At 72.6% G+C, this 17,357-nt stretch carries 16 protein-coding genes; 9 read left to right on the plus strand and 7 right to left on the minus strand.

Going from position 1 to position 17,357, the window contains the following annotated elements:
* Positions 1-15: 15 nt before the first annotated feature.
* The 3 genes from ACGFS9_RS24615 to ACGFS9_RS24625 all read right to left on the minus strand — a co-directional run bounded on the left by ACGFS9_RS24615 (position 16) and on the right by ACGFS9_RS24625 (position 3,443).
* Positions 16-1,266 carry an MFS transporter gene (locus tag ACGFS9_RS24615; protein WP_393256210.1) on the minus strand — a complete coding sequence of 417 codons (1,251 nt, stop codon included), beginning with the start codon at positions 1,264-1,266 and terminating at the stop codon, positions 16-18.
* A 46-nt stretch (positions 1,267-1,312) separates the two neighbouring features.
* Complete coding sequence (locus ACGFS9_RS24620) at positions 1,313-2,560, minus strand: ATP-grasp domain-containing protein (RefSeq protein WP_393256211.1); 1,248 nt, start codon at positions 2,558-2,560, stop codon at positions 1,313-1,315.
* Between the two features lie 178 nt (positions 2,561-2,738).
* Entirely contained in the window at positions 2,739-3,443 is a 705-nt protein-coding gene (locus tag ACGFS9_RS24625; protein ID WP_393256212.1) for an SDR family oxidoreductase, read from the minus strand.
* A gap of 79 nt (positions 3,444-3,522) precedes the next feature.
* On the opposite strand from ACGFS9_RS24625, the gene ACGFS9_RS24630 reads away from it, so the two are divergent.
* Together ACGFS9_RS24630 and ACGFS9_RS24635 are read left to right on the plus strand one after the other, a co-directional pair.
* The gene (locus ACGFS9_RS24630) at positions 3,523-3,897 is read left to right on the plus strand and encodes a winged helix-turn-helix transcriptional regulator (RefSeq protein ID WP_393256213.1); all 375 of its coding nucleotides are present in this window, start codon (positions 3,523-3,525) and stop codon (positions 3,895-3,897) included.
* 41 nt (positions 3,898-3,938) lie between these two features.
* Positions 3,939-4,748 (plus strand): alpha/beta fold hydrolase, encoded by an 810-nt coding sequence (locus ACGFS9_RS24635; protein WP_393256214.1) that lies wholly within the window; start codon positions 3,939-3,941, stop codon positions 4,746-4,748.
* 57 nt (positions 4,749-4,805) lie between these two features.
* Here the strand turns inward: ACGFS9_RS24635 and ACGFS9_RS24640 are convergent, their stop codons facing one another.
* From ACGFS9_RS24640 to ACGFS9_RS24655, 4 genes are all read right to left on the minus strand, one after another.
* Positions 4,806-5,237, minus strand: a complete 432-nt coding sequence (locus tag ACGFS9_RS24640; protein WP_393256215.1) for a response regulator transcription factor — start codon at positions 5,235-5,237, stop codon at positions 4,806-4,808.
* 527 nt (positions 5,238-5,764) lie between these two features.
* Complete coding sequence (gene hisC, locus ACGFS9_RS24645) at positions 5,765-6,832, minus strand: histidinol-phosphate transaminase (protein WP_393256217.1); 1,068 nt, start codon at positions 6,830-6,832, stop codon at positions 5,765-5,767.
* Positions 6,833-6,985: 153 nt separating this feature from the next.
* Positions 6,986-8,335, minus strand: coding sequence for a 3-phosphoshikimate 1-carboxyvinyltransferase (gene aroA, locus ACGFS9_RS24650; protein ID WP_393256219.1), 1,350 nt, complete (start codon positions 8,333-8,335; stop codon positions 6,986-6,988).
* 267 nt (positions 8,336-8,602) lie between these two features.
* The gene (locus tag ACGFS9_RS24655) at positions 8,603-9,106 is read right to left on the minus strand and encodes a flavin reductase family protein (protein WP_393256221.1); all 504 of its coding nucleotides are present in this window, start codon (positions 9,104-9,106) and stop codon (positions 8,603-8,605) included.
* Between the two features lie 432 nt (positions 9,107-9,538).
* Between ACGFS9_RS24655 and ACGFS9_RS24660 the strand changes: the two genes are divergently transcribed.
* The 7 genes from ACGFS9_RS24660 (at position 9,539) to ACGFS9_RS24690 (ending at position 17,216) form a co-directional block, all read left to right on the plus strand.
* The gene (locus ACGFS9_RS24660) at positions 9,539-10,780 is read left to right on the plus strand and encodes an acetyl-CoA carboxylase biotin carboxylase subunit family protein (RefSeq protein ID WP_393256223.1); all 1,242 of its coding nucleotides are present in this window, start codon (positions 9,539-9,541) and stop codon (positions 10,778-10,780) included.
* 59 nt (positions 10,781-10,839) lie between these two features.
* Positions 10,840-11,931: a DUF1611 domain-containing protein gene (locus tag ACGFS9_RS24665; RefSeq protein ID WP_393256225.1), complete on the plus strand. Its 1,092-nt coding sequence runs from the start codon at positions 10,840-10,842 to the stop codon at positions 11,929-11,931.
* A gap of 33 nt (positions 11,932-11,964) precedes the next feature.
* Positions 11,965-13,281 carry an acetyl-CoA carboxylase biotin carboxylase subunit family protein gene (locus tag ACGFS9_RS24670; protein WP_393256227.1) on the plus strand — a complete coding sequence of 439 codons (1,317 nt, stop codon included), beginning with the start codon at positions 11,965-11,967 and terminating at the stop codon, positions 13,279-13,281.
* Between the two features lie 121 nt (positions 13,282-13,402).
* A complete protein-coding gene (locus ACGFS9_RS24675) occupies positions 13,403-14,179 on the plus strand; it encodes an iron-containing redox enzyme family protein (RefSeq protein ID WP_393256229.1) in 777 nt (258 codons plus the stop codon).
* Between the two features lie 139 nt (positions 14,180-14,318).
* Entirely contained in the window at positions 14,319-15,200 is an 882-nt protein-coding gene (locus tag ACGFS9_RS24680) for a phytanoyl-CoA dioxygenase family protein (RefSeq protein WP_393256230.1), read from the plus strand.
* Positions 15,201-15,207: 7 nt separating this feature from the next.
* Complete coding sequence (locus ACGFS9_RS24685; protein WP_393256232.1) at positions 15,208-16,092, plus strand: PhzF family phenazine biosynthesis isomerase; 885 nt, start codon at positions 15,208-15,210, stop codon at positions 16,090-16,092.
* The gene (locus tag ACGFS9_RS24690; RefSeq protein ID WP_393256233.1) at positions 16,089-17,216 is read left to right on the plus strand and encodes an LLM class flavin-dependent oxidoreductase; all 1,128 of its coding nucleotides are present in this window, start codon (positions 16,089-16,091) and stop codon (positions 17,214-17,216) included. The genes ACGFS9_RS24685 and ACGFS9_RS24690 overlap by 4 nt, the downstream gene beginning before the upstream one ends.
* Positions 17,217-17,357: the final 141 nt, after the last annotated feature.

A 17,357-nucleotide genomic window follows, 5' to 3' on the forward strand; every position in this document is an offset into this window, starting at 1 on the left:
GCCGGGCGGCGCCGGTCAGTCGTCGAGGTTGCCGAGGGTGCGGACCGTGCTCGCGTAGAGGGCGAGGGGGGCGAGGACGACGAGCGCGCAGGCGGTGCCGAGGGCGCCGCGTGCGCTCAGGGTGTCCGCGATGGTGCCGCCGAGGAGCGCGCCGACGGGGAGGGCGCCCCAGGTGAAGAACCGGACCGACGCGACGACGCGGGGGAGGAGGTGCGGTGGGGTGACGGTCTGGCGGTGGGTGCGGGTGAGGATGCTGAGGATCGTGATGCCGGCCGCGAATCCGGCCAGGCCGAGCGCGAAGCAGACCGCCGTCCAGCTCGACCGGGCCAGCGGCAGCAGCAGGGTGGCGGCGGCTCCCGCGGCGGTGGCGAGCACGGCGGCGCGCGCGGTGCCGAGTCCGGCGGCGAGCCGGGTGGTGATCGCGGCTCCGGCGAGTGCTCCCAGGCCGTCGCAGGCGAGGACGAGACCGACGGTGCCCGCCGGGAGGCCGGCGGTGCGGACCAGGAAGACGGGGGCCACGGCCAGGACGATCCCGGAGGCGAGGTTGAAGGCGGTGGAGGCCAGGACGGAGGGGCGTATCACCGGGTGCCGGAGGACGAACCGCACGCCCTCCCTGATCTGCCGGACGAACGGTTCGTGGCCGTGCGCCGGGGAGCGGGGGCTCTCCGCGCGGATGCGCCCGAGGAGGACCGCGGACAGCAGGTAGCTGATCGCGTCGGTGAACAGGCTGGTGGCCGCGCCGAGGAGCTGCACGAGGAGGCCGCCCAGCGAGGGGCCGGCCAGCTGGGTGGTGGCGAGGGTGCCGGAGATGAGGCTGTTGCGGGCCGTCAGTTCCTCCTTGCCGACGATGGCGGGAAGGAAGGCGGTGTTGGCGACGTCGAAGAGGATGTTGGCGAGGCTGATGAAGAGGCCGACCAGCACGAGCTGGGCGATGGTCAGGATGTGCAGCCACGCCGCGGCGGGCACCGACGCGATCAGGACGGCGCGGATCAGGTCCATGAGGACCTGGAGGCGCCGCATCGGGAAGCGCTGCACGATGACACCGGCCGGCAGCCCGAGGAGGACGGCGCCCGCGTAGCTGGCGGCGGTGATGAGGCCGACGTCGAAGGCCGAGGCGTCGAGGACGACGAGTGCGGTCAGCGGCAGGGCGACGGCGGTGACGCCGGTCCCCAGGCTGCTGATGCCCGACGAGGCCCAGAAGTACCAGAATCCTGAGCGCGCCGAGGTGCCGCCGGGCACCGTGGTGAGCTGGGGGCCAGTGGTCATGACAGGGTTCCCATTCCTCTTCGTGGGGTTCCGGGCCGGGCGGGCCTCAGACCGTCCGGCCGTCCCGGGGGCGTGCGGCCAGGCGGAACTCCAGACGGGACACGGCCTCCCGTGCGGCGGCCAGCGCGGCTTCGGGGGTGTCCCCGAGCGCGCGGACGGAGGCGAGGCGGGCGTCGGAGTCGGTGAGCGCGCCGATCTCGGTGCCGGGTTCGGCGAGGACGGCGACCTTGCCGACGCCGGGGACGGCCGCCGCCTTGTCGGTGCCGGTGACCGAGACGAGGGTGCCGGAGGTGTCGAGGGAGGCGAACCAGATGGCCGAGGCCCGGCGCGCCGGCCCGGGTTCGGCGAGGGCGGCCCGGATGCCGGGCAGCACCTCCTCGCCCAGTGCCTGCCGGGTCGTGCAGTCGTCCATGTCGACGCCGGTGGCGTCCAGGGTCAGGTCCGGGATGCCGTCGCCGCCGACCCGGACGTGCGTCTCGATCAGCCGCGGGCCCTTGCCGGTGAGGACGACCTCGGTGTGGGTGGGTCCGTTCTGCACGTCGAGGGCGTCGAGTATCCGCGTGACGTAGGCCCCGATGCTCCGCTGCCGGTCCTCCGGGAGAGGGGCGGGGGAGACGTGTCCGAGTTCGACGAAGCCCTCCGGGTCGGAGCACTTGGCGGTGATCCCCACCAGCTGGTGCTCGCCGTGTTCGGAGAACGCCTCGACGCTGTACTGCGGTCCCTCCAGGAACTCCTCGACGAGCACTCCGGACGGGCCCGCACCGCCGGCCCGCGCGAAGGCGCGCTCCAGGTCGCCCTCGGCGCAGACCTTGCCGACGCCCAGGCTGCCCGCGCTCGACACCGGCTTCACGATGCAGGGCAGGCCGTGGAGCCGGGTGAAGGCGCGCAGCTCGTCGAGGTTCTCGACGCGCCGGGACGCGGTGGCGTCGATCCCCTTCTCGCGGAGCCACTCGCGCATCGCGGCCTTGTCGTGGGCCAGGTGCACGGTGCGCGGGCTGTGGCCCGGCAGTCCCAGGGCCTGGGCGACCGCGGCGTAGGGGATCTGGTCCGACTCCCCGAACGTGGCGACGCGCGTGAACGGATCACGGGCGTGCACGGCCTGGGCCAGGTCGATCCACTCGCCCTCGGGCGCGTCCCTGCGCAGGCAGAGGACCCGGACGTTCTCCGCCGGCTCCCTGACCCGGCCGATGTAGGTGACGTCGCACAGGACGGTGGTGCGGGTACCGGGCGCGGCCCGGCGCAGGCGGGCGGGGAAGTCGCGGCCCGGGCCGACGATCAGAACGTGCTCGGACATGGTCTGTCTCCTGGGTCTCGGTCCCCGCCTGCGGACGGCGGGGTTCGGCGGAACCACCCGGCGGGGGTGCGCCGGGCCGGGGAAAACTCCGGTGCGGGGGGCGTCGGGACGGTGGGGACCGGCCCCCGCCCCGCGTGCCGCGTGCGACCGGGCGCACGCGGCGGCGCCGGTGCGGGGCTCAGGCGAGTTTGTGGCGGGCTCCGCCCTCGACGTGGATCGTCTCGCCGGAGACGAAGCCGGCGCCGAGCAGCCACATCACCGCGTCGACGACGTCGTCGCTCTCGCCGTGCCGTCCGGCCAGGGTCCCCGCGGCGCTCTTGCCCAGCAGGGCGCTCTTGCGGTCGCCCAGGCGGTCCCAGGCGCCCGAGTCCACGACGCCGGGCGAGACGGCGTTGACGCGGACCGGGGCCAGGTCCGCCGCCAGGTGGCGTGCGGCGTACTCCACCGCGCCGTTGGTGACCCCCTTGACGAGGGATCCCGGCCCGGGGCGCCATCCGACCACTCCGGAGAACAGCACCATCGACCCGGTCGGCCGCAGGATCGGCGCGAAGTGCTTGGCGACCAGCATCGGGCCGAGCACCTTGGCCGTGAAGGCGGCCACCAGCCTGTCGCGGTCCAGCTCGCCGGCGCGCACGTCGTGCGGTGCCGAGCCGGTCGTCACGATGTGGTCGACGCCGTCCCTCAGACGCTCCGCGGCGGCGGCGAGCGTCGACTCGTCCTGGAGGTCGCACCGCACCGCCGTGGCGCCGATCTCCGCCGCCGTCTCCTCGGCCGCGGCCAGGTCGCGGGCGCCGACCACCACCTCGAAACCGTCCTTGACCGCACGCCTGGCGATGGCCGCGCCGAGCGCCCGCGCACCGCCGATGACCAGAATCCGCTCCATGGATCGCACTCCTCCTCGTAGGATCGGATCTGACGGTATAGATTGGATACCGGTATCTTCAACGAAACCGGAGGCAGCCATGGGCAGGGCCTACAACGTGATGGCGGCGACGTGTCCGAGCCGCACGGTGCTGCACCGGATCGGCGCGCGCTGGACGGTGTTCGTCGTCAACGCCCTGGACGGCGGGCCGCGCCGCTTCACCGAGCTCAAGGGGCACATCCGGGGCATCACCTCGAAGGCCCTGACCGAGACCCTGCGCTCCCTGGAGGCCGACGGTCTGATCAGCCGCCACGAGTACGACGAGAACCCGCCCCGCGTCGAGTACGCCCTGACTCCGCTCGGCCACTCCCTGCTCGTGCCGCTGCGCGCGGTGCGGCGCTGGGCCGAGGAGCACGTCCCGGAGATCGAGCTGGCCCGCTCCCGTCGGCCGGTCGCCGAGGTGGGCGAGAGCTGAGGAACGCGCCGTCCCTTCGAACAGTGAGGTGGTTCCGGTCGATGACCGAACACGACCAGCAGGCCACGACGGTCATCGCCCGTACCCCGGACGGCACCGCGCTGGCCTGTCAGCACAGGGGGCAGGGCCCGCCCCTGGTCCTGCTCGCCGGGCAGGCGAACGACCACCACTGGTGGGACGGCGTCCGGGAGGACTTCCACGGCCTGCGCTCGACCATCACGCTGGACCCGCGCGGCACGGGTGACAGCGACAAGCCCGAAGGGCCGTACTCCACCGTGCAGTTCGCCGACGACGTGGTGGCGGTGCTGGACGCGCTCGGCGTCCCGCGCGCCGACGTCTACGGCACGTCGATGGGCGGACGCGTCGCGCAGTGGCTCGCGATCCGCCATCCGGGGCGGGTCCGCCGGCTGGTGCTGGGCTGTACCTCCCCGGGCGGCCCGCACGCCGTGGAACGGGACACCGCGGTGCGCAAGCTGCTCGCCCGACCCGACCCGGAGGCGGTACGGCGGGCGCTCGCCGACCTGATGTACTCGCCCGAATGGCGGGCCGCGCACCCCGGCCCCTACCGCACCCTGGGCGACCCGCGGATGCCCGCCCACGCGCGCCGCGCCCATCTGGTGGCCAGCAACGAGCACGACGCCTGGAACGACCTGCCGCGCATCACCGCACCCACCCTGGTCCTGCACGGCGACCAGGACCGGCTGACCCCGCCGGACAACCTCGGCCTGCTCGCCGGGCGCATCCCCGGAGCCCGCAGCCGCCTCTTCGCGGGGGCCCGGCACGCCTACTTCGAGGAGTGCCGCCCGGAGGCGGCCGATCTGGTGCGCGGGTTCCTCGCCGAGGAGGAGTGAACCGCGGGAGGCGCCGGCGTCCTTCCCGCGGGCGGCCCCGCGCCGGCCCCGCCGGGTTCAGCAGGCGAGGCCGGCGTGGCGCGCGTAGAGCGCGGCCTGCGTGCGGTGGGTGGCGCCTATCTTGCAGTAGATGCTGCCGAGATGGTTCTTGACGGTCTTCTCGGAGATGTCGAGCCGACGGGCGATGAGCCGGTTGCTCAGCCCCTCGGCCAGCAGGCCGAGGACGTGCCGTTCGCGCGCCGTCAGGGCGGCACCGTCCGCCGGGTCCGCCTCCCGGGTGACGGTCAGTCCGACGTGGCGCGCGTAGAGCGCGGCCTGGGTGCGGTGGGTGGCGCCTATCTTGCAGTAGATGCTGCCGAGATGGTTCTTGACGGTCTTCTCGGAGATGTCGAGCCGACGGGCGATGAGCCGGTTGCTCAGCCCCTCGGCCAGCAGGCCGAGCACGTCCAGCTCCCGGAAGGTGAGGTTCACGGCCGGTGCTTCTCCCACGTTCTTCTTCCTCCTGCTGTGTTCCCCCGAAGGGCAAGAGAGGAACGGTTCAAGGACTTGATTCCGCGGAACGTGCAGCCTCGGGGAGCGTCGGGCGGCGCGATGCACCGCCTCACCCCCGTACTGCCGCGGCCAAGCTACGCCCCGCGCCGGGCGCATCGCTCGCACACGAGTGCGGCTCGTGAGCCGGGCTGGAGCGTTTCCGGAAGGTGTTTCGTGAGCGGGGCTGGAGCGGTTCGAGAGCGCGGCCCGAGCCCGCGCCGCGCGGCGGCGGCCACGCCGCGGGTCCGGACCTCGGGGGGAGCGGGCCGGGTTCCGGCGCGCGGCGGTGGGCCGCACCACCGGGCGGGCACGGGGTGCGGGGGGCCGGCCGGCGTCCCCGGCCGGCGCGCGAGGACGGCCACGGCACCGCGGGGCGTCCGGGCGACCGCACGGACGAGCCCGGCGGGAGGGACCGGCCCTCCGCCGGGCCGAGTACCGCATCCGGGGCGCCGCGCGCCGTGCGGCCGGAGACCGCGGGACGGCCCTCAGGCCCGCAGGTCGCCCGCGATCTTCAGCAGGCGGTCGTTCTGCTCGGGAGTGCCGACGGTGATCCGCACCCCCTCCTCGCCGAAGGGGCGCACCATGACCCCCGCGGCCAGGCACGCGTCGGCGAACGCCGCCGTGCGGGTACCGAGGCGCAGCCAGACGAAGTTGGCCTGGCTGTCCGGGACGCTCCAGCCGGCGGCGCGCAGGCCGCGGGTGACGCGGGCGCGCTCGGCCACCAGGGTCTCCACCCGGTGGAGGAGCTCGGGCTCCGCGTCCAGCGAGGCGAGCGCGGCCGCCTGGGCGAGTCCGTTGACGCCGAACGGCACGGCGCAGGCCCGCAGCGCGTCCGCGACCGGGGGGTGCGCGACGGCGTAGCCCACCCGCAGCCGCGCCAGGCCGTAGGCCTTGGAGAAGGTGCGCAGCACGACCACGTTGGGGCGGTCGCGCTGGAGCGCGATGCCGTCCGGTACGTCGCGGTCGTCGACGAACTCGCGGTAGGCCTCGTCGAGGACGACCGGCACGTCGCCCGGAACCCGGTCGAGGAAGCGCTCCAGCTCGCCGCGGCGCACGGCCGTACCGGTCGGGTTGTTGGGGTTGCAGACGACGACGAGGCGCGTGCGCTCGGTGAGCGCGTCGGCCATGGCGTCGAGGTCGTGCCGCTCGTCCCGCAGCGGGATCTGCACCGGGGTGGCCCCGGCGGCCCAGACGAGCCGGGGGTAGGCCTCGAACGAGCGCCAGGCGAACAGGACCTCGTCCCCCTCGCCGACGGCCGCGCACAGCAGATCCGCGGTGACCCCGAGGGACCCGGCGCCGGGAACGACGTGTTCGGGAGGCACCCCGAGCCGGCCGGACAGCCGGGTGACGAGCGCGCCGTTCGCCGCGTCGGGGTAGCGGTTGACGCGCTCCAGTTCCCCGTGCAGCGCGGCGATGACCGACGGCAGCGGGGCGAAGGGGTTCTCGTTCGACGACAGCTTGTCCACGAGATCGCTGGGAGCGACCCGGCCGGGTGTGTAGCGGGGCAGTCCGGAGACATCGGCGCGCAGCCGGGGGACGGGCGAAGAAGGCATCGGCGCTTCCTGTGCTGGAGGGGGCGGACGGTCGAGCGGGGGCGCCGTTCGCCGCCGGCCGCGGGCCGCCGGCCCCGGAGCCCCCACGCCGTGGGGGGGGGGGGGCCGCCCCCCCCGGCCCCCCCCCCCCCCCCCGCCACGATCTCCGGGGGATCAGCCGACGGCCTCGGCCGTGGCCTGCACCTCCTCGACGGCCATGGTGCGGACGCCCGCGTTGGAGAACTCCTCCATGAACGTGGGAAAGGACAGCTTGACGTCTTCGAAGCCCGAGAAGTGGTTGGCGAACTGCATCCGCAGGCCCGCGACGAAGAGGGACATGAAGATGCGGTGGTCGCCCCAGCTCGACAGCGTCACCCCACCGGGGTAGGTCTGCGCGCCGCGGACCTCGAAGCCGTCGCAGATCCCGTCGTCGTACAGGACCTCGATGTCCACGCCCGCGCGGGTCAGTTCGGAGGCCATGGCCTCGATGCGCGACGCCTTGTGGAAGCGGGTGAGGCGACCGCCGGTCAGCCGCAGGCTGCCCTGCACGTACGCGCCCAGGCCGGCGAGGGTGGGCACGATGTTGGGGCAGTCGCTCACGTCCACCTCGAAGTCGCCGCGCAGGGCGTCGGGCGGGGTGTCGACGGTCAGCGACGAGTTGGCCCGGTCGAAGGTGATGCCCACCCCGAGCTTCTCCAGGATGGGGACGATCGCGAACTCGCCCTGCATGCTGTCGCCGTACACGTTGGTCAGCACGGTCCGGCCGGGGAACAGCGCCGCCGCGGCCAGCAGGTACGAGGCGGAGGTGTAGTCCTCGTGGATGACGACGTCCTGGGCCTGGTAGGTGGAGGGCTCCACCCGGTAGTGGCGCATGTCGTCCGACGCGGTGACCTTGATTCCGGCGTCCGTGAGGCTCGCCAGCGTCTGGCGGATGTAGGACTGGGAGTAGACCTCGCCCGTCACCTCGATCTCCACCGGGTTCTCCGCCAGCGGAGCGGCGAACAGGATGGCGGTGATGAACTGCGAGCTGATGTCGCCCGGCAGCCGGCAGGTCCCGCCCCGCAGGCCGCGTGCCCAGTTGACGATCGGCGCCTTGTTCTCGCCGACGATCGACTCGATGTCCGCGCCGAGTTCGCGCAGCGCCTCCAGCAGGGGCTCCATCACCCGGTTGCGCAGGGTCGCGTCGCCCGTCACCACGACGGGCGAGGGCTGGACGGACGCCAGCGCCGTCACGATGCGGAACACCAGGCCCGAGCCGCGCGACTGGATGACGCGTCCGACCGCCGGGAACGAACCGCCGATGCCCTGGATCTCCAGGAACCCGTCGTGCTCGGTGATCTGCGCACCGAAGGCACGGCAGGCGTTCTTCATGGTCTCCGTCTCGTCGCAACGGAGGTCGTTGTAGACGCGCGACGTGCCCTCGGCCAGCGTGCCGGTCAGAATCGCCCTTTGCGTTTCCGGCTTCGAGGAAGGAACACGGAACGTCCCGGAAAAGGAATCGACCGGATCAACTCTCAGCAGCATCCTCGTATCTCCTGTTTCCCGTGATTCGCGATCTGAATGCTTCTGCTTGCGATGTGTTTCTGCCGCCCGTGTCGTTTCCCGGAGGATGGAAAGAAAAGTTCCACTGTCGGGGAATTCGACGCCGGACCGGCGGTTCGGGGAAAGCCTCCCGGTGCGCTCCGCATTTCTCCGTGAAAGGGGGAGGCTCGATATGAATTCTCCGGCCCGAATGGCGCCCGGGCAATAGGTCCATCTACCCATGGGATATGTCCGGCGTGCCGGTCCCGCTCAGGCCAGGGACCGGAACGACCGCTCGTAATGGACCATGGGCGCCGCCGTGTCCAGCCCCAGACGGGCCCCGGACACCCGGCCGACCAGGATCATGTGGTCCCCCGCCTGGTGGCGGGCGTGCACCTCGCAGTCCAGTTCGGCGAGCGCGCCGGCGACGGCCGGCAGCCCGCCGGGCGTGAGCGACAGCCCGCCCGACGCGAACTTGTTCGCGCCCCTGGTCGCGAACCGCGTCGCCAGCGCGTCGTGTTCGCTGCCCAGCACGCTCACCGCGAAGGGTCCGCAGGAGGCGAACGCCGCATAGGAGTCGGCCGAGTTCGCCAGGCAGACGAGAACCAGCTGGGGGCGCAGGGAGACCGAGCAGAACGAACTCGCGGTGAAGCCGCGTGGCTCCCCGTCCGCGTCCCGTGTCGTCACCACCACGACCCCGGACGCGAACCGGGCCATGGCCGCCCGGAAGTCTTCGGTGCCCGCCCGTTGCACCGTCTGAGCCGTTTCCGTCATCACCGCACCACCTGTCCTGCGAGATATCAGTCCGGTTTCGGAGTTCCGCCGCGAAGGCCCGGTCGCCGCCGCACGGGGCGCCGGCGACCTGCGCGGCCCGCTGTTGACGGAAGGGGCGCGCTACGGATTCTGTGTCCCGCGCCGCGGGCGTGCAATAGGCCCATCTGCCCAGGGCGGGAGTTCTCCGCTGCGGAACGTTTTTGGACCTGCCCGTGCCGTCGTCGCGCAGGGGGCTGGGACGTAGGTCCTATTCTGGCCGGGCCGGTCCCGTGCGAGGCTGAGGCAGCGCGAACGACACCTCGATGGCTGCGCCCCGAATTCCGGGCCGGGTCCGACCTCTTCTTTTCGGGGGCCGGCGCGGCCGTCGGCCGGCCGTCCCTGGGCCGGGCGTTTTCCGGCTTTCGAGAACCGCGGACCGTGAGGAAGATATCCATGTCCGGCGCCATCCTGTTCCTGAACCGCTGGCCCTTGTACGAGGACCAGCGCCGCTGGGAGAACCGTCTGGCCGCTCCCGACGTCGTCTTCCGCCCGGACACCGACCGGGTCACCTACGTCTGCGACGAGGGCGGCCTCAGCGCGGTGCCCGCCGGCGCCGAACGCGTCCACGCCGTCACGGACTTCGACGACGTGGATGCCGTCCTGGGCCTGCTCGACGACGTCGTGGCCGAACACGGCCCCTTCGACCACGTCATCGCCTTCTCCGAGATGCTCCTCGACCTCGCGGCGACCCTGCGCGAGCGGTACGGCATCCCGGGGGCCGGCAGCGAGCAGATCTCCCGGTTCCGCGACAAGGCGGTCATGAAGGAGGTGCTGGCGCGGGCCGGCCTGCGGGTGCCGCGGTGGGCGTCCTGCCGCACCGAGGAGCAGATCGTCCGGGCCGCCGAGGAGTTCGGCTACCCGGTGATCGTCAAGCCGGTGCGGGGCGCGTCCAGCCAGGGGGTGCGCGAGGTCGCCTCGGCCGGGGAACTGCGGGCCCTGTGCGCCGAGCGGACCCTGCACGACTTCGAGATCGAGGAGTTCGTGCGGGGCGAGATCCTGCACGTCGACGGTGTCCTGGACGCCGCGGGCGAGCCGCTGTTCCTGTGTACCTCGCGCTACGTCTCCAGCTGCCTGGACTTCGAGGTCCTGGGGGAACCGCTCGGCTCCGTCTTCCAGACGGACCCCGCGGTGCGCGGGCGCTGCGAGGACTTCGCCGTGCGCTGCCTGAACGCGCTCGGCCTGCGCAGCTCCGCCTTCCACCTCGAACTCTTCGACACCGGCGACGAACTGGTGTTCCTGGAGGTCGGCGCCCGGGTGCCGGGCGCCGACGTGCCCTACGTCATCCACGACGTGCACGGCGTGAACCTCTTCCGGCTCTGGGTGGACGTGCTGCTCGGCCGGGCGGCGCCGACCCCGGCCGCCGGCCCCGAGAAGAGCGGCGGCTGGCTGATCGTCCCGGGCCCCAGGCCGCTGCCCCAGAAGATCACCCAGGCCGACTCGCTGCTCGGTGAAGTCCCCTATGTGTACCGGGAACTGGTGCCCAGGCCCGGCGAGGTCCTGGTAGCGCGCCCCGGCTCCTACGCGACGCTGCAAGGCGGACGCTTCCTGTTCCGGGGCGGCACCCAGGAACAGATCGAAGGGGCGGTGCGCCAGGCGAGGGCGCAGTACCGCCTCGACTCCGAGCCCGTCGCGTAGGGCGATCGGCCCCTGCCGTGCCATCGGCAACCGGAACCGTCGAGTCCATGGAGGAAGACGTGGATCAGAGCCATGCCAAGCTGGCCGACAAGAAATTCGTGCTGTTCGCCGAGGGGTGCTTCGGGCTCTTCACCAGCAAGATCGCCGCTTCCCTGGTCCGCTATCGCGGTGACCGCTGCGTCGCCGTGATCGACAGCCGCAGGGCCGGCCAGACCGTCCAGGACGTCCTCGGCTACGGGGGCGACATCCCGATCGTCAGCCGCGTCGAGCAGACGCTGCACCTGCAGCCCGAAGTCATGATCATCGGCAAGGGCCTGCACTCCTTCGAGCTTCCGTCCGGCTGGCGGCCGCACATCCTCGGAGCCGTCCAGCACGGGCTCCACCTGATCAACTCGATCCACTTCCGCCTCACCGACGACCCCGACATCGCCCGCGCCGTGCGGGAGAAGGGCGTCACCGTCTGGGAGACCAAGGACGCCCCGACCGTGCCGCTCAACAAGGGCCGGGTGCTGGACCTGGACACCTGGGTCGTCCACACCTGCGGCAGCGACTCCAACATCGGCAAGAAGACCGCCGCCCTCCAGGTGTGGAACGAGGCCAACCGCCGCGGCATCACCACCGGCTTCGCCGCCACCGGCCAGAGCGGCATGCTGATCTCCGGCCACGGCATCGCGATCGACGGCGTGGCCGGCGACTTCATGGGCGGCGCCGTCGAGCAGGTCGTCATGGACGCGGCCGCCGGCAACGAGTGGGTCGTCGTCGAGGGCCAGGGCTCCCTGAACCACATCGGGTTCAGCGGCGTCGCCCTCGCGATCCTGCACGGCTCCCTGCCGCACGCCCTGGTCTTCTGCCACCGCCTGGGCGCCGAGCGCACCAAGGTCTGGGAGACGCCCATCATCCCGATCCCCGAACTCATCCGCATGAACGAGGAACTCACCGTCTTCGAGCGGCCCGCCAAGGTCGCCGCCGTCAGCCTGAACAGCGCCGGCTACAGCGAGGAGGACTACCGCCGCGCGGCCGAGAAGCTGGAGGACGAGACCGGACGGCCGGTCGTCGACCCGGTCCGCGAGGGCGGCGCCGCCCGCCTCGTGGACGTGCTGCGCGCCCACCAGCGAGAGAACGCCGACAGCCGCCCGGCCCGGCGCCGCTGACGACCGGCCGGGACACCGCGAGGAGATGCACCGATGAAGAGAGCGCTCCTGCTCCTCATGCACCAAGGCAAGTCCTACACGGAGGAGATCGCCCGGGCGACCGCCGGGCTCGGCCTCGACCTGGTCGCCGTCAGCTCCCGCCCGCGCACGCCGCAGGCGCTGGCGGAGAGCCGCCGCCACCTGGCGGACTGCGTCGTCACCGAGGAACCCGAACTGGGCTCCGGCGACGTCGACAAGGCCGTCCGCGAGCTCACCGGCCGCGGCTACCGCATCGAGGCCGCCCTGGCCAGCTTCGAGGGCTACCGCCTCCTGATGGCCTCCCTCAACCAGCGGCTCGGCGCGCGCGACTGCACCGAGTCCGCGCTGCGCCTGTGCCTCGACAAGTACGCCCTGCGCAGCCACCTGTTCGACGCGGGACTGTCCGAGGTGGGCGTCCACCGGCTCGCCCCCGGCCACATCCCCGAACTCGACCGGTCCAGGCGCTGGTTCGTCAAACCGGTGCGCGGCGCCTCGTCGTTCGCGACGTTCGTGCTCGACGACGTCGACGACCTGGCCGACCTGCCCGCGATCCAGCAGCAGATGCGCGCCGACCCGTCGATGAAGGCGATCTTCATGGACCGCTACGACTTCCTCGTCGAGGAGTACGTCGACGGTCCCGAGTTCAGCTTCGAGACCTTCGTCCTCGACGGCAGGATCGACCACCTGTGCGTCCACGAGAAGGCGCGCGTGGAACGGCTGGAGCGGACCACCCTGGAGGGGATGTCGGTCAGCCCGCCCGTCAGCCTGGGACGTGAACTCGTCCTGGAGGGAGCCGACCACGTCACCCGCTGCCTCACCGCGCTGGCGGAGCACGGACTGACGGCCGGCGCCTTCCACATCGAGGTCAAGTACTGGGAGTCGAGGAAGCGCTGGGAGATCATCGAGATCAATCCCCGGATGGGCGGCAGCCTCATCAACGACAGCGTCACGACCATCACCGGGCTCTCCCTCCTGGACCTGTGGACCGAGTCCCTGCTGCTGCCCGACGCCGAGCGCGACGCCTTCCACGATCGGCTCGCCGGCGCCTCCCAGCTGCCGGCCCTGGGCACCGGCCCGGCCGACCGGGCGACGGTGTTCCTCAGCAAGTACGGGGAGAAGGGGCGCACCGTCGACGCGATCGGCTTCGAGCCACCGCACCGCCCGCCCCGCATCCTGCGCCTCCACGTCGGCCGGGGTGCCGAACTCGCCTCCTCCGACCGCGGGATCTGCCTGATGGACGCCCTGTGGGACGTGGCGGCCGACGACCTCGCCGGCGAGACCGCCTTCCTCGACCGGCACGCCACCGAGCACTTCCACGTCCGCTACCGCTGACCGCGCCACCCCAGACCGTCCGCGGGACGTGGGCCGATGCTCCGGGCGTCGCCCCACCCCCACCGTGTGCACAGCCCAGCGAGGAGCACCCCTGCGCTGGCCCTCTTGTGAAGGAGAACGCATGAACCGCGTGCAGAACACCGGTGTCCGGCACCCGAAGCCGTTCTACAACGAGGAGCAGAGCCGGCAGAAGAAGGCCGAGCTCGACCGCTACCTGGACCAGAAGATGGCGGAGTGGAAGAGCACCGTCCCCTTCGCCTCCCACCTGACCGAGCCGGAGCTCCACGAGGCGTACTACCGCCGCACCCTCATCGAGCACGTGTGGCGGATCCGGCTGTCCCGGGTCAGCCAGTCCAAGGCCATCTACAAGATCGCCCAGGTCGCGCCCAGGGCCGCCCGCGACTACGCGCAGTACCAGGCCGACGAGATGCTCCACGACAAGCTGTACATCAGCGACGCGGCGGCCGCCGGTGTCACCGAGGAGGAGATCCTCGCCACCGAGCCCTACCTCTCCACCCGCCTGCTGGAGGGCTTCTTCTACTACGCGCTGGAGCACGAGTCGTTCCTCGCGCCGGTCGTCTCCAACTACCTCGTGGAGTACACCCAGATCAAGCTCCAGCCGGCCATCGTGGAGAACCTCCAGAACACGCTCGGCAAGGAGAACGTCAAGGGCCAGGCCGCCCACCTGCACGTCGACTCCACCGAGGACCACTCGCAGGAGATGTGGGACATCCTCCACCAGCTGATCTTCAGCGAGGACGACTTCCGCCAGGTCTTCAAGTACATCGACGACGTCCAGGAGATCCTCGCGCTGTTCTTCCGGGAGATCTACGCGGACACCGTCGCCAAGCACCTGGACACCGCCGTCGGCTCCGCGGAGAACGCCGTCTCGGTGTGACCCGGGCGCGGGGCCCGTCGGCGGCAGCGGCCGGCCGGCCCCGCGGCCCGCGGGGGCGGCCCGGCAGCCACGCCGGGCCGCCCCCGCGGGTCCCGCCCCACCCGTCCGCACCCGTGCCGCCCACCAGGGAGTGAACCGCATGTCCGCACACGTCAGCGCAGCGTTCGTCAAGGAGTACCGGGAGAACGGCTACGCGGTCGCCGAGCGCCTCTTCGACCCGGCCGAGGTCGCCGAACTCGGCTCCGCCATCACGGAGATCCTGGCCGTCCCCGACATCGGCTCCGTCGCCGAGGTGGAGCCGGGCGACAACGGCATGGCCCGCCGGATCTGGTCGCCCACCAAGCAGCACCCGGCCTTCGAGCGCGCCGCCGCCCACCCCGCACTGCTCGACCACGTCGAGGCGCTCATCGGCCCCGACATCCTCTTCCACTACAGCAAGCTCCACCTCAAGGCCCCGCAGGTGGGCAGCGTCGTGGACTGGCACCAGGACTTCGCCTACTACCCCCACACCAACACGGACCTGGTGACGGCACTCGTCTACCTCGACGACACCACCACCGAGAACTCCGCGCTCCAGGTCGTCCCCGGATCGCACCGCGACGGCCTCGCCGACCACTACGTCGACGGCCACTTCCGCGGCAAGGTGACCGGCGCCGCCGCTCCGGACCCGGCGCTCGCCGTGTCGCTGGAGGCGCCGGCGGGCAGCGTCGTCTTCATCCACCCCCTGCTCCTGCACTACTCCTCCCCGAACCGCTCCGACCGCTACCGCCGGGCCTTCCTGCCGGCCTACCGGGCGGCCGACGCCTTCCCGATCCACTTCGGTCCGCACGCCGGCCACAACGAGTCCGGGGTGCGGCTGCTGCGCGGCGCCGTGTCGGACACGGCCCGTGTGGAGGCCGGCGCGTGGCGGCTGCCGCTCGCGGAACGCCCCTTCGGCTCGCTCTTCCAGCTCCAGGAGGGCGCCGACGGGGACACGAGCGCGGCGAGCACCGGCTACGCCACCGTCGAGGAGGCGAAGTGAGCGCCCCGTGACGACGCCGAGGGTGACGCTCGTCGACGCCTGCCTGCGCGACGGGACGGGCGGCAGCCCCACCGCCGTCGTGTTCGAGGACGACGCGGACGCGGCGCCGCTCGACGACGGCGAGCGGCGCCGCGTCCCGGCCGCCTGGGGCACCTCGCACGCCGTCTACGTACGCCGGGCCGGCGACACCACCGACCTGCGCTTCTTCACCGCGCGCGGGGAACTGCCCGCCTGCGGGCACGGCACCGTCGCCGCCCTCGCCCTCCTCGCCGCCCGACGCGGCGGCGCCGCCCCGTACCGGGCGACCCTGCGGGCCGCGGGGCGCGTCTTCACCGGGCGGGCCGAGCGGGACGGAGCACTGCTCACCGCGGCCTTCGACCCCGGACCCGTGACCCTGCGCGAACCGGCCGCCGCCGAGCGGCGCCTCCTGCTCGCGGCCCTCGGACTCGCGCCGGACGGCACCGGGCCGGACGTCCGGATCGCCGGCGTCGGCAGCGCGCGTGCGCTGGTGCCGGTCCCGGGGCGGGCCGCGCTCGCCGGGCTGCGCCCCGACCTGGCGCGGCTCCGGGCGGTCTGCGACCGGTTCGGCCTGATCGGCGCCTACGTCCACTCGCCGCCCACGCCGCACGGGGCGCTCGCGGCACGGATGTTCGCCCCGTCGATCGGCGTCGGCGAGGACATCGCCAACGCCAACGGCACGGCCGCTCTCGCGGCGCACCTGTCCGGCCGGGGCGTGCACCGGATCGCCGTCGACATGGGCGACGCCCTGGGCGGGCGCGCCACCATCACCGCTGCGGCGGAACCGGGCCGGAGCCTCGAACTCGGAGGCACCGCGCGGGTCGTGGCCGAGCAGGACAGTCGGAATCGAATCGATCGGAAGGTGGGAACGTGACCGTCAGCGACGTGACACCGCGGCTGGACCCGGAACCTGGCGAACTGCGCGTGCACTGGAACTCGCCCCTCAGCGGACAGCAGAAGGCGTCGGGAAAGTACGGGACCGGACAGTTCGACCTCGACCAGATCGTCGAGTTCGCGCAGGAGGCGGACGAACTGGGCGTCGACTCCCTCCTCATGGGGATCGGCGCCCACATGCCCGACCCGCTCCCCGTGCTCGGCGCGCTGGTCCGCGAGACCGAACGCGTCAAGTTCCTCCTCGCCTACCGTCCCGGACTGCTGTCGCCGACGCTCTTCGCCCAGGTGGTGAACACGATCTCCTGGATGTCCGACGGGCGGATATCGCTCAACCTGGTCGCCGGCACCTCCCCGGCCGAGCAGGCGGGCTACGGAGACTTCCTCGCCCACGACGAGCGCTACGCACGCTCGAACGAGTTCCTGGACATCCTCCACCGGTTCTGGCGCGGCGAGACCCCGCTGTCCTACGACGGCACGCACCACCGCCTGGAGAACGCGCACATCGGCCTCGGGTACAAGGGCGGCGGGCGGCCCGAGATCTACATCAGCGGGGCCTCCGAGGTGGCCCAGCGGACCGCCGTGGACCACGGCGACTGCTGGCTCCGCTACGGCGACACCCCCGAAGGGCTGGCCGAGGCGGCGAAGCCGGTGCTGGCACAGGGCCGACGGGTGGGAACCCGGATGCACGTGCTGGCACGGGAGACCCGGGAGGAGGCGCTCGCGGCCCTCGCGGAACTCATGGGCGATCCCGACGAGGAGCACCGCGAGCGGATCGCCGACGCGGTGGCCGCCTCCGATTCGGTGGCGGTGGCCACCTCCTTCCGGCTGGCCGGGTCGGCGGACGGCGACTGGCTCTCCCCGATGCTCTACTCCGGCGCCGTCGCCTACCGCGGCGGTCCGGCCCTGTGCGTGGTGGGCAGCCACGAGGAGGTCGCGGCGTACCTCTACGCGTACAAGGCGGCCGGCATCAGCGAGTTCATCTTCTCCGGCTGGCCCACGCGCGACGAGATGCGGATCTTCTACACCCGCGTGCTGCCGCTGCTGCGGCGGCTCGAACGCGAGGGGGCCGACCGGGTGGCCGCCGCGGCGGCCACCCGGCTCTGACGGGCCGGGCGTCCGGTTCCGGGCCGTCGGACGCTCCCGTCCGGCGGCGGAAGGCGGGCCGGACACCGGTGCCGGGCACGGGAACGGACCGGCGCCGAGGGCGCCGGTCCGCCGCCCGGCCCGCGCCGGAATCCGGACCCG

The sequence above is a fragment of the Streptomyces sp. NPDC048566 genome (assembly GCF_043199735.1).
Classification (GTDB): domain Bacteria; phylum Actinomycetota; class Actinomycetes; order Streptomycetales; family Streptomycetaceae; genus Streptomyces.

What these genes read in the sequence shown, in the direction of transcription:
- ACGFS9_RS24615 (WP_393256210.1), bottom strand. Translation starts at nt 1,266, where the DNA reads ATGACCACTGGCCCCCAGCTCACCACGGTGCCCGGCGGCACCTCGGCG.
- ACGFS9_RS24620 (WP_393256211.1), bottom strand. Translation starts at nt 2,560, where the DNA reads ATGTCCGAGCACGTTCTGATCGTCGGCCCGGGCCGCGACTTCCCCGCC.
- ACGFS9_RS24625 (WP_393256212.1), bottom strand. Translation starts at nt 3,443, where the DNA reads ATGGAGCGGATTCTGGTCATCGGCGGTGCGCGGGCGCTCGGCGCGGCC.
- ACGFS9_RS24630 (WP_393256213.1), top strand. Translation starts at nt 3,523, where the DNA reads ATGGGCAGGGCCTACAACGTGATGGCGGCGACGTGTCCGAGCCGCACG.
- ACGFS9_RS24635 (WP_393256214.1), top strand. Translation starts at nt 3,939, where the DNA reads ATGACCGAACACGACCAGCAGGCCACGACGGTCATCGCCCGTACCCCG.
- hisC (WP_393256217.1), bottom strand. Translation starts at nt 6,832, where the DNA reads ATGCCTTCTTCGCCCGTCCCCCGGCTGCGCGCCGATGTCTCCGGACTG.
- aroA (WP_393256219.1), bottom strand. Translation starts at nt 8,335, where the DNA reads ATGCTGCTGAGAGTTGATCCGGTCGATTCCTTTTCCGGGACGTTCCGT.
- ACGFS9_RS24655 (WP_393256221.1), bottom strand. Translation starts at nt 9,106, where the DNA reads ATGACGGAAACGGCTCAGACGGTGCAACGGGCGGGCACCGAAGACTTC.
- ACGFS9_RS24660 (WP_393256223.1), top strand. Translation starts at nt 9,539, where the DNA reads ATGTCCGGCGCCATCCTGTTCCTGAACCGCTGGCCCTTGTACGAGGAC.
- ACGFS9_RS24670 (WP_393256227.1), top strand. Translation starts at nt 11,965, where the DNA reads ATGAAGAGAGCGCTCCTGCTCCTCATGCACCAAGGCAAGTCCTACACG.
- ACGFS9_RS24675 (WP_393256229.1), top strand. Translation starts at nt 13,403, where the DNA reads ATGAACCGCGTGCAGAACACCGGTGTCCGGCACCCGAAGCCGTTCTAC.
- ACGFS9_RS24680 (WP_393256230.1), top strand. Translation starts at nt 14,319, where the DNA reads ATGTCCGCACACGTCAGCGCAGCGTTCGTCAAGGAGTACCGGGAGAAC.